The organism is Streptomyces sp. NPDC005775, assembly GCF_042871565.1.
In the GTDB taxonomy this organism is placed as follows: domain Bacteria; phylum Actinomycetota; class Actinomycetes; order Streptomycetales; family Streptomycetaceae; genus Streptomyces.
The window spans coordinates 641,885-659,441 of the sequence record NZ_JBIAIU010000001.1 but is presented as its reverse complement, the minus strand read 5'-3'; the positions used below and the strand labels follow the sequence as shown (position 1 = coordinate 659,441).

The 17,557-nt window shown below is 72.2% G+C and carries 16 protein-coding genes; 9 read left to right on the top strand and 7 right to left on the bottom strand.

Going from position 1 to position 17,557, the window contains the following annotated elements; all coding sequences use genetic code 11:
- The first annotated feature begins 3 nt into the window (after positions 1 to 3).
- Together ACFYPA_RS02930 and ACFYPA_RS02925 are read left to right on the top strand one after the other, a co-directional pair.
- Complete coding sequence (locus ACFYPA_RS02930) at positions 4 to 954, top strand: peptidoglycan DD-metalloendopeptidase family protein (protein WP_359082134.1); 951 nt, start codon at positions 4 to 6, stop codon at positions 952 to 954.
- Between the two features lie 192 nt (positions 955 to 1,146).
- Entirely contained in the window at positions 1,147 to 1,983 is an 837-nt protein-coding gene (locus tag ACFYPA_RS02925; protein WP_359311548.1) for an SGNH/GDSL hydrolase family protein, read from the top strand.
- 14 nt (positions 1,984 to 1,997) lie between these two features.
- Here the strand turns inward: ACFYPA_RS02925 and ACFYPA_RS02920 are convergent, their stop codons facing one another.
- The 5 genes from ACFYPA_RS02920 to ACFYPA_RS02900 are packed head-to-tail and all read right to left on the bottom strand — an operon-like array spanning position 1,998 to position 7,211.
- Entirely contained in the window at positions 1,998 to 2,876 is an 879-nt protein-coding gene (locus ACFYPA_RS02920; protein WP_359082132.1) for an STM4011 family radical SAM protein, read from the bottom strand.
- Between the two features lie 7 nt (positions 2,877 to 2,883).
- The gene (locus ACFYPA_RS02915) at positions 2,884 to 4,248 is read right to left on the bottom strand and encodes an STM4012 family radical SAM protein (protein WP_389129040.1); all 1,365 of its coding nucleotides are present in this window, start codon (positions 4,246 to 4,248) and stop codon (positions 2,884 to 2,886) included.
- Positions 4,245 to 5,060, bottom strand: a complete 816-nt coding sequence (locus ACFYPA_RS02910) for an STM4013/SEN3800 family hydrolase (RefSeq protein ID WP_389129302.1) — start codon at positions 5,058 to 5,060, stop codon at positions 4,245 to 4,247. Before ACFYPA_RS02910 ends, ACFYPA_RS02915 begins: the two co-directional genes overlap by 4 nt.
- A 37-nt stretch (positions 5,061 to 5,097) precedes the next feature.
- Entirely contained in the window at positions 5,098 to 6,240 is a 1,143-nt protein-coding gene (locus ACFYPA_RS02905; RefSeq protein WP_389129299.1) for an STM4014 family protein, read from the bottom strand.
- Between the two features lie 17 nt (positions 6,241 to 6,257).
- Positions 6,258 to 7,211 carry an STM4015 family protein gene (locus tag ACFYPA_RS02900; RefSeq protein ID WP_359349840.1) on the bottom strand — a complete coding sequence of 318 codons (954 nt, stop codon included), beginning with the start codon at positions 7,209 to 7,211 and terminating at the stop codon, positions 6,258 to 6,260.
- 175 nt (positions 7,212 to 7,386) lie between these two features.
- Between ACFYPA_RS02900 and ACFYPA_RS02895 the strand changes: the two genes are divergently transcribed.
- Positions 7,387 to 7,713 (top strand): hypothetical protein, encoded by a 327-nt coding sequence (locus ACFYPA_RS02895; protein WP_359082128.1) that lies wholly within the window; start codon positions 7,387 to 7,389, stop codon positions 7,711 to 7,713.
- Positions 7,714 to 7,793: 80 nt separating this feature from the next.
- The gene (locus ACFYPA_RS02890) at positions 7,794 to 8,795 is read left to right on the top strand and encodes a DUF6745 domain-containing protein (RefSeq protein WP_359082127.1); all 1,002 of its coding nucleotides are present in this window, start codon (positions 7,794 to 7,796) and stop codon (positions 8,793 to 8,795) included.
- A 161-nt stretch (positions 8,796 to 8,956) separates the two neighbouring features.
- Here ACFYPA_RS02890 and ACFYPA_RS02885 read toward each other — a convergent pair whose 3' ends face one another.
- Together ACFYPA_RS02885 and ACFYPA_RS02880 are read right to left on the bottom strand one after the other, a co-directional pair.
- Positions 8,957 to 9,568: a TetR/AcrR family transcriptional regulator gene (locus ACFYPA_RS02885; protein WP_359082126.1), complete on the bottom strand. Its 612-nt coding sequence runs from the start codon at positions 9,566 to 9,568 to the stop codon at positions 8,957 to 8,959.
- Between the two features lie 89 nt (positions 9,569 to 9,657).
- Complete coding sequence (locus ACFYPA_RS02880; protein ID WP_359082125.1) at positions 9,658 to 10,866, bottom strand: Glu/Leu/Phe/Val dehydrogenase dimerization domain-containing protein; 1,209 nt, start codon at positions 10,864 to 10,866, stop codon at positions 9,658 to 9,660.
- Positions 10,867 to 11,199: 333 nt separating this feature from the next.
- Here ACFYPA_RS02880 and ACFYPA_RS02875 point away from each other — a divergent pair, with 333 nt between their 5' ends.
- The 5 genes from ACFYPA_RS02875 (at position 11,200) to ACFYPA_RS02855 (ending at position 17,552) form a co-directional block, all read left to right on the top strand.
- Positions 11,200 to 11,640 carry a PPOX class F420-dependent oxidoreductase gene (locus ACFYPA_RS02875; RefSeq protein WP_359082124.1) on the top strand — a complete coding sequence of 147 codons (441 nt, stop codon included), beginning with the start codon at positions 11,200 to 11,202 and terminating at the stop codon, positions 11,638 to 11,640.
- Between the two features lie 99 nt (positions 11,641 to 11,739).
- Positions 11,740 to 13,005: an MBL fold metallo-hydrolase gene (locus ACFYPA_RS02870; protein ID WP_359082123.1), complete on the top strand. Its 1,266-nt coding sequence runs from the start codon at positions 11,740 to 11,742 to the stop codon at positions 13,003 to 13,005.
- 183 nt (positions 13,006 to 13,188) lie between these two features.
- Positions 13,189 to 14,208, top strand: coding sequence for a winged helix-turn-helix domain-containing protein (locus ACFYPA_RS02865; protein WP_359311569.1), 1,020 nt, complete (start codon positions 13,189 to 13,191; stop codon positions 14,206 to 14,208).
- A gap of 196 nt (positions 14,209 to 14,404) precedes the next feature.
- Positions 14,405 to 15,118 carry a C39 family peptidase gene (locus ACFYPA_RS02860; RefSeq protein WP_359082121.1) on the top strand — a complete coding sequence of 238 codons (714 nt, stop codon included), beginning with the start codon at positions 14,405 to 14,407 and terminating at the stop codon, positions 15,116 to 15,118.
- A gap of 466 nt (positions 15,119 to 15,584) precedes the next feature.
- Positions 15,585 to 17,552 carry an ATP-binding protein gene (locus tag ACFYPA_RS02855; protein ID WP_359082120.1) on the top strand — a complete coding sequence of 656 codons (1,968 nt, stop codon included), beginning with the start codon at positions 15,585 to 15,587 and terminating at the stop codon, positions 17,550 to 17,552.
- The last annotated feature ends 5 nt before the right edge of the window (positions 17,553 to 17,557 follow it).

Here is a 17,557-nt window from a genome sequence, read left to right as displayed (position 1 = left end):
TTCATGCCCATATCGGGTAAGCACCGCCGTCCCAAGTCCAGCACCATCGCCCGTGGCGTCGTCGTCGCGAGTGCCGGTGGAGCCGTCATCGCGCTGCCGCTGCTCGGCGCCACCGGTGCCAACGCCGCGGAGCAGGCCGCTCCCGCCACCTCGCAGTCGGCCGCCGCCACGCACGCCACCCCGGCCAAGCCGGTGGCGCAGAAGCAGGCCGGTTCCAAGACGTACTCCGTGGTCTCCGGCGACTACCTGTCGAAGATCGCTGCCGAGCACAAGCTCAAGGGCGGCTGGGAGAAGCTGTACCAGGACAACCGCAAGGTCGTCGGCGACGACCCGAGCCTGATCTTCCCGGGCATGAAGCTGACCCTCGGCGGCAAGGCCTGGGGCCACGCCTCGACCACCTCCACGGGCTCCACCACCCCGTCGAAGGCCCCGTCCAAGGCCCCGGCCACGACCGGGACGAAGGCGTCCACGACGTCGGACTCGTCGTCGTCCTCCTCCGACGCCTCGTCGTCCGAGGAGACCTCGGCGCCGGCCGCCCAGAGCAGCGACTCCGGTTACGTCCACCCGGTCCCGGGCAACCACACCACCGCCTACCGCGCCTCCGGTTCCAACTGGTCCAGCGGCAGCCACACCGGCATCGACTTCCCCGTGTCCACCGGCACGAGCGTGAAGGCGATCACCTCCGGCACCGTCGTCACCGCCGGCTGGGGCGGCGCGTACGGCAACGAGGTCGTCATCAAGCACGCCGACGGCCACTACTCGCAGTACGGCCACATGTCCTCGCTCTCCGTCTCGGCCGGCCAGACCGTGACCGCGGGCCAGCAGGTCGGCCTGTCCGGCTCCACCGGCAACGCCACCGGCCCGCACCTCCACTTCGAGGTCCGCACGGGTCCGGCGTACGGCTCGGACATCGACCCCATCGCCTACCTGGCGTCGCACGGGATCAACGTCTGATCCGGGCAGCAGGGGCAACACCGGTCCGGTGAACCGGACCTGAGCAATGCATAGAGGGACGGTGCGCGGCGGCGCACCGTCCCTCTGCTTATTCCCCCTTTACCAAAAACTGACTGGGTGGTCTATCTCACCACCCGTCAACCCCGTATTACGGTCGCGTAGGTCACATTCGGCGGTGCAGGATATGCCCTTGTGGCAGACGATTCGAACAACATCCATCAGGGCGTCAACAACCAACGGGGCGCCATCGGGTCGTACGCGGCGATCGGCGACAGTTTCACCGAGGGAGTCGGTGACCCCGGTCCGGACGGAACCTTCGTCGGCTGGGCGGACCGGTTCGCGGTACTCCTCGCGGACCAGCTCCCGGACCTCGGCGCGGCGACAGGCACCGCTCACGGGAACTTCCGGTACGCCAATCTCGCCGTACGAGGACGCCTCCTCGACCAGATCGTCGAGGAGCAGGTACCGCGCGCCAAGGAACTCGCCCCGGACCTGGTGAGCTTCTGCGCCGGCGGCAACGACATCATCCGGCCGGGCTCCGATCCCGACGCCGTGGCCGAGCGCTTCGAGCGCGCCGTGGCCGATCTGACCCGGTCGGTGGGCACCGTCATGGTCACCACCGGCTTCGACACCCGCAACGTTCCCGTGCTGCGGCATCTGCGCGGCAAGATCGCCACCTACACGGCCCATGTGCGGTCCATCGCCGACCGCTACGACTGCCCGGTCCTCGACCTGTGGTCCCTGCGCTCGGTCCAGGACCGGCGGGCCTGGGACAACGACCGGCTGCACCTCTCGCCCGAGGGGCACACCAGGGTCGCGCTGCGCGCCGCCCAGGTCCTCGGCCTCGGCGTGCCCGCGGACCCGGACCAGGAGTGGCCGCCGCAGGTGCAGCGCGGAACCCTCGAAGTGCGGCGCGACGACATCCACTGGGCGCGCGAGTACCTCGTTCCGTGGATCGGCCGGCGGCTGCGCGGCGAGTCCTCGGGCGACCACGTGGGGGCCAAGCGGCCCGACCTGCTGCCGCTCTGACGGATTCGCTGTCCTCAGCCGCGCCGGGCGGCCGAGGGCAGCGGCAGCACCGGTATGCGCTCCAGCACCCCGCCGGCGAAGACGTCGTACAGCGGCAGCGTCTCCAGGTGCACATAGCCGATGTGGCAGTCGCAGACGGCGAGCGGGCAGGCGCGGGGCCCCAGCGCCGCGCGGTAGCTGCCGTCGTAGAGGTTGCCGAGCTCGGCGCGGACGAAGTGGCAGCGGCGTACCGTTCCGTCACCGTCCACGGAGATGACCGACTCACCCGTCCGGCAGGGCAGGCCCGCCGAGCGGTGTGGGTGGCGGCTGTACGGGAACAGCGGGTCGATCTCCGTCCAGCGGCCGGCCTCCTCGTCCGTGTACGTGTGCCCTTCGGCGGCGTTGACCCACAGGTAGACCTCCTTCGGCAGGGCAGCCCGCAGCCGCCGCGCCTCGTCGAGATGACCGGCGAGCCCGACGACCCCCACGCTGTGGCGGATCCCCAGCGACACCAGCTCCCCGCACCGGCCGAGGAACCGCTCGTACGGTGTCTGGCCCGGATGGTACGTGCACCAGAGCGCGATCTTGTCGCGGTCCGCGGCGCCCGCCGAGGCCAGCCACCGCGTACGGCCGCTGAGGTTCGTCTGGATCGCCACCCGCCGGACGTGCGGCAGCCGGGCCAGCTCGACCACCGCCCGGCGGTACCAGGAGCGGACCAGCCCCTCGCCCCACGGGGTGAACAGCACCGAGATCCGGTCATCGGTCCGCGCCGCCGCCCACGCCGTGAAGCGCTCCAGCGCGGCACGGTCGGCCAGCAGCTGCTCCCGGCTGTCGCGCCGCTTGGCGAACGGACAGTACGGGCAGTCGTAGTCGCACGACGCGAGCGGCCCGCGGTAGAGGATCGTCAGGTCCATGCGGGGCTCACTTCAGCTCGTACGCGGCCATCGCGGCCCGTACGGCGGGGGAGAAGAGGTCGGGACCCAGGGCGTCCGAGTGGGCGAGCCCCTCGGGCGACAGACGCAGCAGGCCGGCGGCCGTCACGTCCCGGTCGAGCCAGCCCCGGTCGTCGAACCGGGCGAGCTCCTCGGGGAAGTCCTCGCCCGGGTCCGTGCCGAAGCGCTCGCGGTACTCGGACACACGCAGCCCCTCGGCCTGCAGGACGGACTGAAGGAGGTGGCGGCGGCGCGACTCGTCGCCGTCGGTGAACCGGCCCACCTCGGCGTGCGAGAAGTCCTCGGTGGCCGTGTAGCCGTCGATGATCGCGCGCACCTCGCGCATCTCCACCGCGTAGTCGAAGGAGTAGTGCAACCGCGAGGTGTACGAGCGGGCGCCGCAGCCCAGGCCGATCATGCCGTCCGTCTGACAGGCGTGGTCGTCCGGGCCCTCGGGGCGCGGGGCGTCGGCGCGGCGGAACATCCGCATCGATACCTGCTCGTAGCCGTGGGCGAGGAGATGATTGCGGCCGGCCCGGTACAGCCGCAGCCGCTGCTCGTCCCAGGCCGCGTCCACCGCGGCCTCGTCAGCGGCCCCGAGCCTGCCCAGACCGGTCAGCGGACGGACGTAGAGCGGGTAGAGGTACAGCTCCTCCGGCCGCCACTGGAGCGCCGCGTCCAGCGAGGTGCGCCAGCTCCGCTCGGTCTGGCCGTCGATGCCGTAGATCAGGTCGATGTTGAGGACCGGGATGCGGCTGTCCCTGATCGTCCCGAGCGCCGCCTCGACGTCGGCACGCCGCTGCGGACGGACCGCCGCCCGGGCCTCGGCCTCGACGAAGCTCTGCACACCGATGCTGATCCTGGTCGTCCCCCGGTCGGCGAGGACGGCCAGCCGGTCGGCGGTCGCGGTCGACGGCGAGGTCTCGACGGACAGCGGTACGGACCGCAGCTCGGCGCCCATGCGCTTCTCCGCGATGTCGCACAGTCGCTCCAGCTCGCCCGCGGTCAGGAACGTGGGCGTCCCCCCGCCGAACGCCGCCGCGGCGAACCGGACCGGTTCGGCGTCGCCCAGCGCGTCCCGCACGGCGGTCGCCTGCCGGTCCAGCGCGTCGAGATAGCGGGTGGTGAGCTCGTCGGGGGCGCCGATCCGCGTGAAGAGATTGCAGAACCCGCAACGGACCTCGCAGAAGGGTATGTGGAGGTAGAGGGAGAGCGCGTCCCTGTTCTCACCCGCCCACAGATCACGCAGCGCGGGCCGACCGCCGGGGTGTTCGGCGAGCCTGCCGTACGCCGTCTTGTGCGGATAGGCGTAGACGTAGCTCCGGTACGGGCGGATGGTGTGCCGACTGGTCATCGTGCGGAGGCCCCCGGTTGCAGGAAGAAATGCGCGTAAGGAACGGTCCAGACGGACTCGTGGCCGAGCCGGTGACCGGTGTAGCCGTCGTCCCCGTACGCCGTGCCGTGATCGGAGCAGACGATGGCGAACGCGCGGCGGCGGCTGCTCACGGCAGCGAAGAGGCGGCCGATGTGGGCGTCCACGTACTCCAGCGCGGCCGCATGGGTCGCCCGGCTGTCGCCCGCCTCCCGGGTCGCGCCCGGCCGGTGGAACCAGTTCGGCTGGTGCAGCGCCGACACGTTGACGAAGAGGAACAGCCGCTGACCGGCCGGGAGCCCCCGGACGACCTGCTCGGCACGCTCCACCTGCGCCTCGAACGAGGTGGGCGAGGCGACACCGAACTCCGGCTCCCAGTGCGCCTCCTGGAACAGGCCGGGCAGCACCGAGCCCAGCGGGGCCTGCCGGTTGAAGAACCCCACCCCGCCGATGCACACCGTGCGGTATCCCACCTCGGCGAGGCCGGATACCAGGTCGGGCGCATCGAAGACGAAGGTGCGTTCCGCCGTGGTCTCACTGCCGGCGAACCGGGCGGCGAACAGCCGGGGGTGCGGTCCCGGGGAGGCGGGCGTCGGCAGGAAACCCGCGAAGATCGCCTGGTGAGAGGCGTAGGTGAAACTGCCGGGGGCATGCCGCCTCTCCCAGGCCCCGCCCGGCAGATGCCGCGCCAGATTCGGGATGCGCCCGGCGGCGGCGAGCTCCGCCGCGACGTCGTGACGCAGGGTGTCCAAGGTGACGAGGAGGAGATCGTGGCTGCCCACGACCTGGCTCATGTCCGGATCGATGGCGTCGGTGACGCCCGACGGTGATTCAGGGGGTTGTGCGGGCACAGTGGGTCCTTGCTCGGTTCAGTACGGCGGCGATCTGCGCCGCGTAGGTGTCCAGGCCTTCCGCGCCACTGCCCGGCAGACCGGTCAGTCTCGGCAGCAGATCGCCGAAGGCGTTGACCTCGCCGACGGCGAAGCGCCGCCAACCGGTGGCCGGCAGGAGGTCCACGCCCACGCACAGCGTGTCCGGGAAAGCGGCAGCCGCTCTCTCGCACACGGCCAGCGCGTCGCGCCAGCTGCCACCCGCCGCTTCGACGGCGGACCTCACCTCGTCGAGATCGCCGCGCGCACCGCCGAGGTGCAGATTGGTCATGGGGGACCGGCTGGTGCGCACGACGGCATGGGTCGCGCGGCCGTCGACCACCACGACCCGCAGATCCGCGACCCGTCCCCGCTGCGAGGCCTTGGGCAGCCAGCGTTCGATGTGCAGTCCGTCCGGCGCGAGCGCGTCGACGATCGACGCCACCTCCCGCTCCGTCGTCAGGCGGCGTACCCGCAGCGAGTTGTGGAGCCGTCCGGCAGGATCCCGCTCGACCGAGGTGGTCGCCCGGATCCGGCCGGGACCGGCCGTCTCCACGGCCATCACCCCGGAGGCGGAGGACCCGTGCGCGGGCTTCACGAACACCCGCGGCATCCGGTGGTCCGCCATCAGCGCACGCACCTCGGCCCAGTCCCGTACCGGAGCCGTGCCCGGCCCCGACGTCGGCGAGGAGGGCACGGGGACGCCCGCGGCGTCCAGCACGCCGTGACAGAGACGTTTGTCGAAGAGCACCGCGATGTCGCCCGGGCTGTCCAGCAGGTGCGCGCCCGCCGTCGTCGCGACCCGTGCCACGTCCCGTACCGCCGAGGTGAAGCGCGCGTACCAGAGCGCCGAGCCCTCCACCCGCGTCGGATCGTCGACCCCGCGCAGCAGGTGGTCGACCGCGCGATCCTCGCCGGGCGAGTCGATGCGCACGATCTCCCCCGGCAGGAAGTACGCCTCGCCGTTCAGCACATCGAGCCAGGACACCGCGCGGGCCCGCGGCAGTCCGGCGGCACGCACGGCATCCTGGAAGAGGCTGATCCGGCGGCTGCCGGGGTTGCCGACGACCGCCAGACGCGGCGCGCTACTCGCTGACCGCGCCACAGCGTGGCTCGTCGTCCTCACTCCGCCACCGTGACGTACCGGCCCTCGGCCCCGCGGCCGCCCCACGGCTCGCAGCGCTCCGACAGATCCACCCGCACCCCGTGCGGTTCCAGCACCTCCGTGACCCGGCGCTCCATCGGCTCGGTGAGGAAGTGATGGTGCAGGTCGAGGGCGTCGAGGTGGGTGAGCGGCTGCCCCTCCAGCAGGGCCGCGGCTCCCTCGTCGCCGAGGGTGCCGCAGGACAGATCGAGAGTGCGCAGCCGGGCCACGAGCGGCGCCGACGCGACGGCGGACGCGATCTCGTTCTCCACCTCGCTGTTGCGCAGACCGAGGTGACGCAGGGCCGGGAAACGCGTCCCCGACAGGAGCGGTGCCAGATCCGCCACGTCGGCGTCACCCCCGTACGCGGAGACACCCAGCCAGAGATCGAGCCGCTCCAGCGCGGGCAGTTCGCTGTCCAGCACCCCGCGCACCACCTCCACCGGCAGTCCGCCCGTCTCGATGGTGAGCGAACGCAGCTTCTCGTGCCGGGTGGCCGGGAAGACGAGCTCGGAACCGCCGCGCACCCCGAGCTCCACCAGCGCGGGGAAGGCGGTGAGCAGCGCGGTGACATCGCTCTGCTCGATCCAGGAGATCTCCGCCTCCTCTCCCGTCAGATCGCCTACGAACACCGCTTCCAGCGAGGTCAGCCGCTCGGCTGCGGCGATGACGAGACCGATCGGATACGACGACTTCTCCTCGTACGACTCGCCCCACTGCCCGATGATCAGCGCGCGGACACCGGCCGGGTCCACCTCGTCCAGGAACGCGGTGAACTCCTGCTCCCAGGTGCGGTCCTCGTCCTCGTACGGCTCGATCGAGACACGCCAGGCCGCCGCGTCGGCGGCCGGGCGGGGGCTGTCGTTCGTCCCGGACTGGAAATCGATGGCCGGAAGGCCGAGCAACTCGTGCAGGTGGTCCGCATCGGACATGGCCCTGAGCTCCTGATGACGGCGACGGATTGATGTCCGCAAGGTGTATCAAGGCCCACTGACAACGGGCCGGCCGGGCCCGTCCGCCGGCATTCACCGGCTCGTTGTCAGACCCCCGCCGTAGCGTTTTCCACGTGGCCGGCACAGCGGGTGCCGTCGCGGAGGGGAGACGTCTGTGTACCGGCAGGGCGATGTACTGATCATGGCGCTGGAGGAGTCCGCGGTGCCCGCGAACCTCCTGGAGGCACAGGGCGAACTGCGTGACGGGCGCGGCCGGCTGGTCCTCGCGCTCGGTGAGGTCACCGGACACGCGCACGCCGTGCCGGGGCCGGGGCGGCTGATCCGGGAGGCCGGGGTGTTCGGCCCGATGCTGCTCCACCTTCCGGACGGCGGACGGGTGGTGCACGAGGAACATGCGGTGATCTCGCTGCCGAAGGGCTGGTTCCGGGTGGTTCGCCAGCGCGAGTACGCGCCGGGGGCGGTGCGCGTCGTCGCGGACTGAGAGTCCCGCTCGGTTCAGAAGCGCACGGGCATCAGTGACACAGGAACACACGAACACAGGAACAGGGGACGGGGAAACCGATGCAGCACGTGGACTCATGGCGGGCCGTCGCGGCGGCGACCGGCGCGGCGGACCGGGCGGCGGCCGAGGACGGGGTGCGGCTCGCCTACCGCAGCGCGGGACTGGCCGAGCCGGCGGAGTTCGTCTGGGCCGAATCACCGAGGGCCGCCGTCGAGATGCTGGAGAAGCTGAACGACGCGGGGCGGTCGGTCCGCGACGAGGTACGGACCCGGCCCTGGGCGGAGGAACGGCGCCGGACGTACGACGAGTTGGGCCCGGCCGGCTGGTCGGCACTGTGGTCCGCCACCGGCGCCCAGCTCTGGGAGACCACGTCCGCACTCGCCGACCGCATACGGGCGGGGGTCGTGGCCGACCTCGCCGCGAAGCCCGAGGACGAGCCGGGCGTCCGGCTGCTGCTGCTCGACGCAGTCCTGGGCCAGCACGACGCGGCCTGGCTCGCCGCCTTCGACGGCAGGGGCGACCGGCTCGCCGGTCTCGCGGCCGTCGCGAGGAACGCGGGCTGGTGGTGGCCCTACGAGCGCACCGTGGTGCTGAGCGAACGTCCCGATGCGCTGCACCGGGACGAGGCGGGCCGGCTGGACAGCGGCGACGGCCCGGCACTCGCCTACCGCGACGGCTTCGCCCTGTACGCCTGGCGCGGCATGCCCGTCCCCGCCGAATTCCTCGCGGGGCTGGGCGCCCTGACTCCCGGGCGGATCCGTGCCGAGGACAACGCGGAACTGCGCCGCGTGATGCTGGAGTTCTACGGGTACGACCGCTACCTCACCGAGTCCGCGGCCGAACCGGTGCACCGGGACGAGACAGGTGTCCTCTGGCGGATCCCGCTCGACGGCGATGAGGACGTGGTCATGGTGGAGGTGGTCAACTCCACGCCCGAGCCGGACGGTACGTACCGCACGTACTGGCTACGGGTGCCGCCGCGCACCAGGACGGCGAAAGAAGGCGTGGCGTGGACGTTCGGGCTGCAGGGAGAGTCCTACGCCCCTGTGCGTCAGACCTGACCGGCGCCGGGGGAGCAGGCGCCGGTGGGTGCGGTGGTGAGGCGGCTCGCCAGGCGGCTCACGCCATCGGCTCAAGTCGACGCCACGCGCTTGTCGGGGAGTCGGGCAGTCAGGTTGTCAGGCAGCAGGCAGCAGGCAGCAGGCAGCAGGCAGCCCGGCTGTCAGGCCTTCAGGGTCGCGTGGTCGATGCCCAGTTCGCGGGCGAGGGCCTCCTCGGTCCACTCCAGCATCGTGGCCCGGGACAGCGGGCCCGCGTACGACGTCATCTGCACCGCCAGGCCGTCCAGCAGCGCGGTCAGCCGCCAGGCCACGGACATGGGGTCGTCACACTGGAACTCGCCCGCGGCGGCGCCCTCTTCGATGACCTCGGCCAGCTCCGCCTTCCACTGCTGGTCGAGATCGCCCGCGACATTACGCAGTGCCGGGTCGCGGAGGGAGACCGCCCAGCCCTCGATCCACAGCCGCCAGCCCTTGGCCTGGCCCGTCGGCGCGTACCAGCGCACGGCGGCACGCAGTCTGCGGACCGCGCTGGTGCGCCGGCTCAGCAGCTTGCGCAGATGCGCGAGATCCGCCTCGGCGGCGTGCGCGAAGGCTGCGGCGACCAGCTTCTCCTTGGTGGAGAAGTGGTAGAGCACAAGGGCGTTGCTCACACCGAGCACGGACGCGACATCGGCGATCCTCACCGCCGCGGCGCCCCGTACCTCGATCTGCTCGACGGCAGCGCGCAGCAGCTCCTCGCGTCGCTCCGCCACACCCAACCGCACTCTGGCCACGCCGTCACCCTAACCAATGCCCGCTCCGGAACGGTCCGGGGGCGGGGCCGGTGACGGTACGCGGCCCCTGAATTGCTCCGTGCCGACGGTCAGCGGTACCAGCCGAAACGGTCGGCGATCACCGGCAGCCGGTCGGCGACGACGGCGTGCGCCGCAGCACGCGGCGTGCAGTTGTCCCTTACGGCGCGGGCCAGTACCAGTTCGATGAGGGCGCGCATGGAGCGCCGGATGTGTGCGAAGGCCTCGTCCGCGTCGGCGCCGATGTCACCGAACAGGGTCCACCACCACCAGGCGTTGGTGCCGGAGTTGACGACCACGTCGGGCAGTACCGTGATCCCGCGTGCGGTGAGCAGCGCCTCGGCCTCGGGCAGGACGGGCATGTTGGCCGCTTCGATGACCCAACGGGCGGTGATGCGGGCCTGGTTCGTCAGGTCGACGGCGTAGGAGACGGCCGCGGGGACGAGCACGTCCGCGTCCTGGGTCAGCCAGGCGTCGGCGGACAGCTCCTGATCGGCGGAGCGCAGCACGTCGCGGTCCACCGTGCCGTAGGCGTCGCGGGCACCCAGGAGTGCCTCGACGTCGAGACCGGCCGGATTGGCGATGGTGCCCTTGACGTCGGCGACGGCCACCACCCTGAGGCCGGCCCGGGACAGGAACCGGGCGGTCGCCCCGCCCATGGTGCCGAGGCCCTGGAGGGAGACCCGGGCCTCGCTGTGGGCGACCCCTGCCCCGTCCAGCGCGGCGAGCGCGGCCTCGGCGACTCCGCAGCCGCCGGCCAGCTCGTCCAGGCCGATGCCGTCCACGTCGACGGCGAAGGCGTCGGCCAGCCGTCGGCGTGCCCCCGCCTCGTCGTCGAGCAGCGGGTAGACCGCCTGGACGGTGGAGACGAGCCCGGCCTCCGTTGCCGCCCGGTCGATGAGGTCCTGGGTGAGCCCCAGATCCTCGCCGGTCGTCCAGACGCTCTCCACATAGGGACGCACCGCCCTCAGGAAGCGCACCAGGAGGCCGTACGCCGCCGGGTCGCGGGGGTCGCAGTCGATGCCGCCCTTGGCGCCGCCCAGCGGTATGTAGCGCGCCCCGGGCCGGTCCGCGTCGAAGTGGAGCGCTTCCTTCATGGTCATGCCGCGCGCCAGCCCGGCCACCTCCTCCAGAGTGCAGCCCGCCCGCATGCGCAGTCCGCCGCTGGACACCCCGCGGACCAGGCGGTCGACGACGAGGTGCCCCTGGCGGCCCGTGACGTGGTCCGTCCAGGTCAGCGAGATCAGCGGGGCGGGCGGGGACACCGGAGGTGTCGTCATCGGGGGCACTCCTCGGTCGTGGCGGTATGGAAGGGACCGGGCGGTGCCGGGGGAATCCGGGAGCCTGCGCGATTCCGGGCGTTTGCCGGGACTCCGGGGGAGCGGGCCCGCAGCCCCTGGCGCCGGCCGACGGTCATTTACTGAATCGCCAGTCAGTATTGGGAGCCTGGGCCGCGCTGTCAACGAGACCTGCGCCGCCTCGCCGGTCCGTGGCCGGAGCGCGCCGGTGGGGCAGGTGCCGGCCACCCCCGAAGGTGGCTGGATCCGGCCGTACGAGGAACGAGCGCCCCCCGGATGCGGAATCCTGCGGGCGGACCGGACGTTGGATTCGGCATGACGGGATTCGATGCACAGCAGCAGGCGCTGCTACGGCTGGTCGCCGAGGAGGACGGCGGTGTGCTGGTCACGCTCCGGCGCGACGGCAGGCCGCAGCTTTCCAATGTCAATCACTTCTACTACCCCGACGAGCGCATCGTCCGCGTCTCGATCACCGAGGGCCGAGCCAAGACCCGTAACCTGTCGCGGGACCCGCGGGCGAGCTACCACGTGACCAGTCGGGACCGGTGGGCCTGGACGGTGGTGGACGGCACGGCCGAGCTCACCCCGGTGGCGGCCGATCCGGACGACGCCACCGTCGAGGAACTGATCACGCTGTACCGCGACGTCCAGGGCGAGCACCCCGACTGGGACGACTACCGCAAGGCCATGGTCAGGGACCGGCGCATCGTCCTGCGCCTCCACGTCGAGCACGTGTACGGGCAGCAGCGTGGCTGAACGGATCCGTCCGCAGCGCCATCCCGTTGGGTGCTCCGCTCTCGCGCAGCCGTCCCCCCTGTCCATAATGAGACGATACCGACTCCCTCAGGAGATCTTGTGACCGGCGCTGACTCCAAGCTTCCGCTTCGCACCAGGCTGCGTGCGCTGCGTCCCGCGGCCTTCGGGGCCGACTCGGTGGGCGCCCGGATGGAGCGCATCCGCCGTTCCCCCAACTTCGCCGACGGGACCTTTCAGAACCCGGTGGGGGCGAAGATCAGACCCTCGGGGTCGGCCCTGGAGTTCGCGAAGGTCTACTTCCGCAAGGAGGAGCGCGTCCTGAGGACGCCGAGCGGGACCGTGCCCGTGCACGCCACGACCCTCGCCGACCTCGCCGAGCCCCCCGCCTCCGGTCTGCGGCTCACCTGGATGGGGCATTCCAGTGTGCTCGCCGAGATCGACGGACGCCGCGTGCTCTTCGACCCGGTCTGGGGCGAGCGCTGCTCCCCCTTCGCCTTCGCCGGGCCCAAGCGTGTGCACCCCGCGCCGGTGCCGCTCGGTGCCCTCGGCCCGGTCGACGTGGTGGTCATCTCGCACGACCACTACGACCACCTCGACCTGCCGACGATCCGCCTCCTCGCGGGCACCGCCACGGTCTTCGCGGTACCGCTCGGCGTCGGCGCGCACCTGGAGCGCTGGGGTGTGCCGGTGGACCGGATCCACGAGCTCGACTGGAACGAGTCCACGACCGTCGCCGGAATCAGCCTGACCGCCACGCCCGCCCGGCACTTCTGCGGCCGCGGGCTGCGCAATCAGCAGCACACACTCTGGGCGTCCTGGGCCGTGGCAGGCCCCGAGCACCGGATCTACCACAGCGGTGACACCGGTTATTTCCCCGGGTTCAAGGAGATCGGCGCCGCGCACGGCCCCTTCGACGCCACCATGATCCAGATCGGCGCGTACAGCCAGTACTGGCCGAAGGGCCAGACGGACAGCAAGCCGGAACCCGGCGCCTGGCCCGACATCCACATGAGCCCCGACGAGGGGGTCCGGGCCCATCTCGACCTCCAGGGCGACGACCCCTCGGCGGGCGTCATGCTGCCGATCCACTGGGGCACGTTCAACCTCGCCCTGCATCCGTGGGCCGAGCCCGCCGAATGGTCCATGCGCGCCACGCAGTTCGCCGGCGTGACGATGGCGGCCCCCCGACCGGGCCAGCCGTTCGAACCCGCCGCCACACCGGCTGTCGAGCCGTGGTGGCGTGCCGCGGCCGCCGAACCGGCACCGGGATGGGGCAACTGGCCCCCCGTGCACGTTCCGCTCCCCGGCGGGGCCAAGGCCGTAGCCGCCCCCGACCGAGACCGGGACCCGGCCGCCCAGGCATGAGACGTCAGCGCCGGCCGCCCTGGCGACCGCCCCCGGGCGGCGCGGCGGGGAGGCCGGCGCGGTGACGTGCGCACGGGGTGGGGGTCCGCGTGCGGCCGGCGCGGTGACGTGCGCACGGGGTGGGGCGCCGCTCGAACGGCGGTACGCTGCGCGCGGAGGAGCTCACTTCCCGGGGGAGCGGCCATGCTGCGGGTCCACTTCACGTCCGAGGACCTGGCGAGGGTCAGGGTGGCCGCCGGCCCGGATTTCCTCTGGGAGATCAGCAACAGCGTGCAGACCCTCCAGAGACGTGACGGGGAAGGGGTCTTCGGCGACTGGCGGCACTGGGTACGGCCGCGGCTCTCCGGCAGCCCCCGCCTGCTGTCCTCCCTGCTGCGCCCGCGTGGCTACTCACCCGACTTCCTCACCCCCACGTCCGGCGACCGCGCCACACTGCAGGCGGCCCTCGACACCTTGATGAGTACCCCGCGCCCCAGGCTGCGGACCGACCTGAACCATCTGGCGGCATCCTCCCAACTCCCCGCATGGGTCGGCGCACTGGCCGGGGGCGACACCGCTGCGCTCCGGCGGCTCGGCGGAGCCCTGGGTGCGTACCAGCGTGAGGCGCTTGCCCCGTACTGGCAGCGTGTGCACGCCCACATCGACGCCGACCGTGCCCTCCGGCTGCACAGCCTGCTCGACGGGGGGACCGAAGGGCTGCTGGCCGGGCTCGGGCCGCAGTTCCGCTGGCGTCCCCCCGTCCTGGAAGTGACGTATCCCGTCGATCAGCATCTGCGCCTGCGCGGCAGGGGACTCGTCCTCCAGCCGTCGTTCTTCTGCTGGCCCACGCCGATCACGCTGGCCGACGGGGACCTGCCGCCCGTTCTCGTCTATCCGATCCACCATGCCGCGGACTGGGCCGCACCGGTGCCTGCCACCCCTTCCGGCGCCCGTTCCGCAGAAGGCCCCGCGCCCCTGGGGCCCCTGCTCGGGAACACCCGCGCGGGCATCCTGCGCGCCACCCGCACCGGCTGCTCCACCGTCGAGGCGGCCCGGCTCCTGGGCGTCACCCACCCCGCCGTCAGCCAGCACCTGAACGTGCTGCGGGCGGCGGGGCTCGTCGTCACGGTGCGCGAGGGCGGGCGCTCCCTGCACATGGCGACCGCCGAAGGCAGGGCCCTGCTGGCCGTCGAGGAGCGGACCCGCCGGTCGCCCGAGTGCTGAGCATCAGCTCCGGGTCGTGATGGTCAGGGCATGACGAGTCCTCAAGCCACGGCGTAAGCCTGTGCTTTCGGCGCTTGCGCCCTTCGAGCGGCAGCGGCGACGCTTCTTCCCGTCGTTCCGCCGACCCGTACGGCTGAGCGGTTTCCCGAACGCGTTTCTGCCCGCGAGGCCACCCCCACCCTCCTCAGGAGCCTGCATGCGCAAGAGACTTGTGTCCACCGCGATCACCGTCGCCGCCGTCGGGGCCCTCCTCCAGCCCACGCTGGCCCAGGCGTCGCCCGTACCGCAGGCCCCGTCCGTCTCCGTGCTCGCGCACGGCTCGAAGGCCGGCACGGCCGTAGTCAGCGGACACGGCGAGCCGGGCACCCGGCTGGAGGTCGCCGCCGGACGTACGCAGAGCGCCCACTGGCTGCAGATCGACTACCAGGTCCAGGAGACCGGCTACTGGTGCGGTCCGGCCGCCACCCGCATCGCCCTCTCCGCCCGGATGGCACCGCCCAGCCAGGGAGACCTGGCATGGCAGCTCGGCACCACCCAGAACGGCACCGACCACATCGGCCAGGTCACCAGGGTGCTCAACTCGAATCTCGGCGGGGGCTGGTACGAGACCAAGGAGATGCCGAACGACCCGCCCACCCAGGCCCAGCGGGATCTGCTCTGGTACGACATCGTCTTCGACATCGACCGCAACTACCCGTTGGTGGCCAACATCGTGGCCCCGCCCGGCAACCAGCCTCCTGGGTATCCCTCCAACCAGACGATCTACCACTACTTCACCGTCTTCGGCTACGACGAGGTGGACCGCACCGTTCTCATAGCCGACCCCGCCTCCTTCAGTGGCAACCAGATCTACTGGATCTCCTTCGACCAGCTCGCCACGCTGATTCCGCCGAAGGGCTACTCGGCGTAGGCGTGTCCTGGAAGTCCCGCCCGCCCCGCGCCCATTCGCGTGCCTCGCGATCGCACGCACCGGCTGCGGGGCCCGCTCTCCGGGCGGCGGTTGCACGTTCTCCACGCGCCCTTGCTGCCTACACCCGGCAAGCCCCCTCGACGGCGGTCGAGGGGGCTTGCCGCATCTGCGGGTGGTACCGCCTCCAGGCGTCGCGGTACCGCCGATCGGGTGCCGGTCGGCCGGGCATTCGTCCGGCGAAATCGGTCGCTCGTGCGAGAGGTCATACCAGAGCGGGACGGATGGCGGGCAAGTTCCACAACTGCCCGTCGCACCCTCGCCCAGGGCGACTACCGTGTGTGCTCGGTGATCAACGGTGGGCTCATATTCTCCGAGCCTGCCCGGCCGATGACCCGAGAACGACCGACCACCGTAGGTGCCACCACATGGATGCCGATTCCTGGGGCCCCACGTACCGAGGACGCTGATGTCTCAACTTCGCGCACCCGACGCGCGACCGGAACGACGAGAGGGCGGGCGGCACGGCCGACCGGGTCCCCGTTCCCACTCGGCCGCGGCCAGGCCGCGCGCTGCCCGGCCGTCTCCCGAGGCGCGCATACGCCCCCAACTCCTGCGCACCGCGGTGCTGCCGGCCGTCGCCGTCGCGCTGGCCGGCACCGCGGCCGTCATCTTCACCGCCCGCTCCGGCGGAGCCCGGCCCTCCAGGGAGCTCTGGACGGCGCTCGGCGCCGCGGGCGCCCTGGCGGTCGCCGCGATGGTCGCCGCCTTCCTGGCCGCCAACCGGGTCGCCACCACCGTCCTCGGCCGCTGCCTGGCGCTGCGCCGGGTCAGCGCGCAGGGCCAGGCCGATCTGCACCGGGTGGTGGAACAGCTCCGCAACGGTGAACCCGTGCCCGCCAGGCGCCCCCCGCAGCCGGCCGTTCCGGGCAGTGACGCCTTCGAGCTGCTCGCGCAGGAGCTCGGACGTCAGCAGGAAGGTGCCGTGACCGCCGTGGTCCAGGCGTTCCGGCTGTCCGAGCACACCGGCGAGGACCAGAAGGTCGAGGTGTTCGTCAATCTCGCCCGCCGCCTGCAGTCGCTCGTGCACCGCGAGATCCAACTGCTCGACGAGCTCGAGCACCAGGTCGAGGACCCCGATCTGCTTAAGGGGCTCTTCCACGTGGACCACCTGGCCACGCGCATCCGCCGGCACGCCGAGAACCTCGCCGTCCTCGGCGGCGCCGTCTCCCGGCGGCAGTGGAGCAACCCGGTCACCATGACGGAGGTGCTGCGCTCGGCGATCGCCGAGGTCGAGCAGTACCCGCGGGTCAAACTCGTCCCGCCGATCGACGGGACGCTCCGCGGGCACGCCGTGGCCGACGTGATCCACCTGCTGGCCGAACTCGTGGAGAACGCCACCGTGTTCTCCGCCCCGCAGACCCAGGTCCTGCTCCGCGCCCAGCGCGTCACCGCGGGCCTCGCCCTGGAGGTGGAGGACCGCGGTCTCGGCATGCCGGGCGACGAGCAGAGGCGGATGAACGCCCTGCTGGCCGACCCCGACCAGGTCAATGTCGCCCGGCTGCTCCAGGACGGCCGGATCGGGCTGTTCGTCGTGGCGTCGCTGGCCCGCAGGCACGGCATCGCGGTACGACTCCAGAGCAACATCTACGGCGGCACCCAGGCCGTGCTCGTCCTCCCTCAGTCCCTGCTCGGTGCCGACGAGGACGTGTCCGGCGAGACCACCGGCGCGCCGGCCCCACCTCTCGGTCCCGTGCACCGCCCGCCGCCCCCGGCCGACACCGCGGCACGTCACAGTCCGGCCCCCGAACCGGCGACCGCTCCCGAGCCGGAGCGACGCCCCTATGTACCGCAGCAGCAGCAACAGCAGTTGCGGATGCACCAGGGACCGCAGCAGACGCCGCGTCGGGGCGAGGGGCCCCCGCTCCCGCTGCGCGCCGAACGGCTCGACCGGCCCGCGCCTGCCGACGCCGTCCCCGGCATCCGGTCCGCGGGCGACGCGATCCCCGCGCTCCCTCAGGAGACCGGGACCGGTACCGGGGCCGGGGCCGTGCGCGGCACGATGGGCCGGCCCCAACTCCCCAAGCGGGCCAACCAGGAAAGCCTGGTCCCGCAGCTCAGGGAGGCTCCCGCACCGCGCGCCGAGGAGGAGCTCACCCTGCACGACCCGGGCCTGGTGGCGGCCTTCCGGCGGGGCATCGATCTCGCCGAGGCACGTGAGGAGTCCGAGGCCGAGACCTCGTCGGAGGCCGAGGCCGCAACGGACCCCGACGGGCCGAAGGACATGAGGAACGGCCGGGACGCGCCCGCGCCGGGCCGGGCGCCGCTGGAGCCGCTGCCGGTCCGCGGGGCCGCTCCCGTGGAACTGCTCGGAGCCGGCTCGTACCACGGCGACCAAGACCCACTCGAAGCGAACACGAACACCACCAAGGAGTAGATGCA

What these genes read in the sequence shown, in the direction of transcription:
- ACFYPA_RS02930 (WP_359082134.1), top strand. Translation starts at nt 4, where the DNA reads ATGCCCATATCGGGTAAGCACCGCCGTCCCAAGTCCAGCACCATCGCC.
- ACFYPA_RS02920 (WP_359082132.1), bottom strand. Translation starts at nt 2,876, where the DNA reads ATGGACCTGACGATCCTCTACCGCGGGCCGCTCGCGTCGTGCGACTAC.
- ACFYPA_RS02915 (WP_389129040.1), bottom strand. Translation starts at nt 4,248, where the DNA reads ATGACCAGTCGGCACACCATCCGCCCGTACCGGAGCTACGTCTACGCC.
- ACFYPA_RS02910 (WP_389129302.1), bottom strand. Translation starts at nt 5,060, where the DNA reads ATGAGCCAGGTCGTGGGCAGCCACGATCTCCTCCTCGTCACCTTGGAC.
- ACFYPA_RS02900 (WP_359349840.1), bottom strand. Translation starts at nt 7,211, where the DNA reads ATGTCCGATGCGGACCACCTGCACGAGTTGCTCGGCCTTCCGGCCATC.
- ACFYPA_RS02890 (WP_359082127.1), top strand. Translation starts at nt 7,794, where the DNA reads ATGCAGCACGTGGACTCATGGCGGGCCGTCGCGGCGGCGACCGGCGCG.
- ACFYPA_RS02880 (WP_359082125.1), bottom strand. Translation starts at nt 10,866, where the DNA reads ATGACGACACCTCCGGTGTCCCCGCCCGCCCCGCTGATCTCGCTGACC.
- ACFYPA_RS02875 (WP_359082124.1), top strand. Translation starts at nt 11,200, where the DNA reads ATGACGGGATTCGATGCACAGCAGCAGGCGCTGCTACGGCTGGTCGCC.
- ACFYPA_RS02865 (WP_359311569.1), top strand. Translation starts at nt 13,189, where the DNA reads ATGCTGCGGGTCCACTTCACGTCCGAGGACCTGGCGAGGGTCAGGGTG.
- ACFYPA_RS02860 (WP_359082121.1), top strand. Translation starts at nt 14,405, where the DNA reads ATGCGCAAGAGACTTGTGTCCACCGCGATCACCGTCGCCGCCGTCGGG.
- ACFYPA_RS02855 (WP_359082120.1), top strand. Translation starts at nt 15,585, where the DNA reads ATGTCTCAACTTCGCGCACCCGACGCGCGACCGGAACGACGAGAGGGC.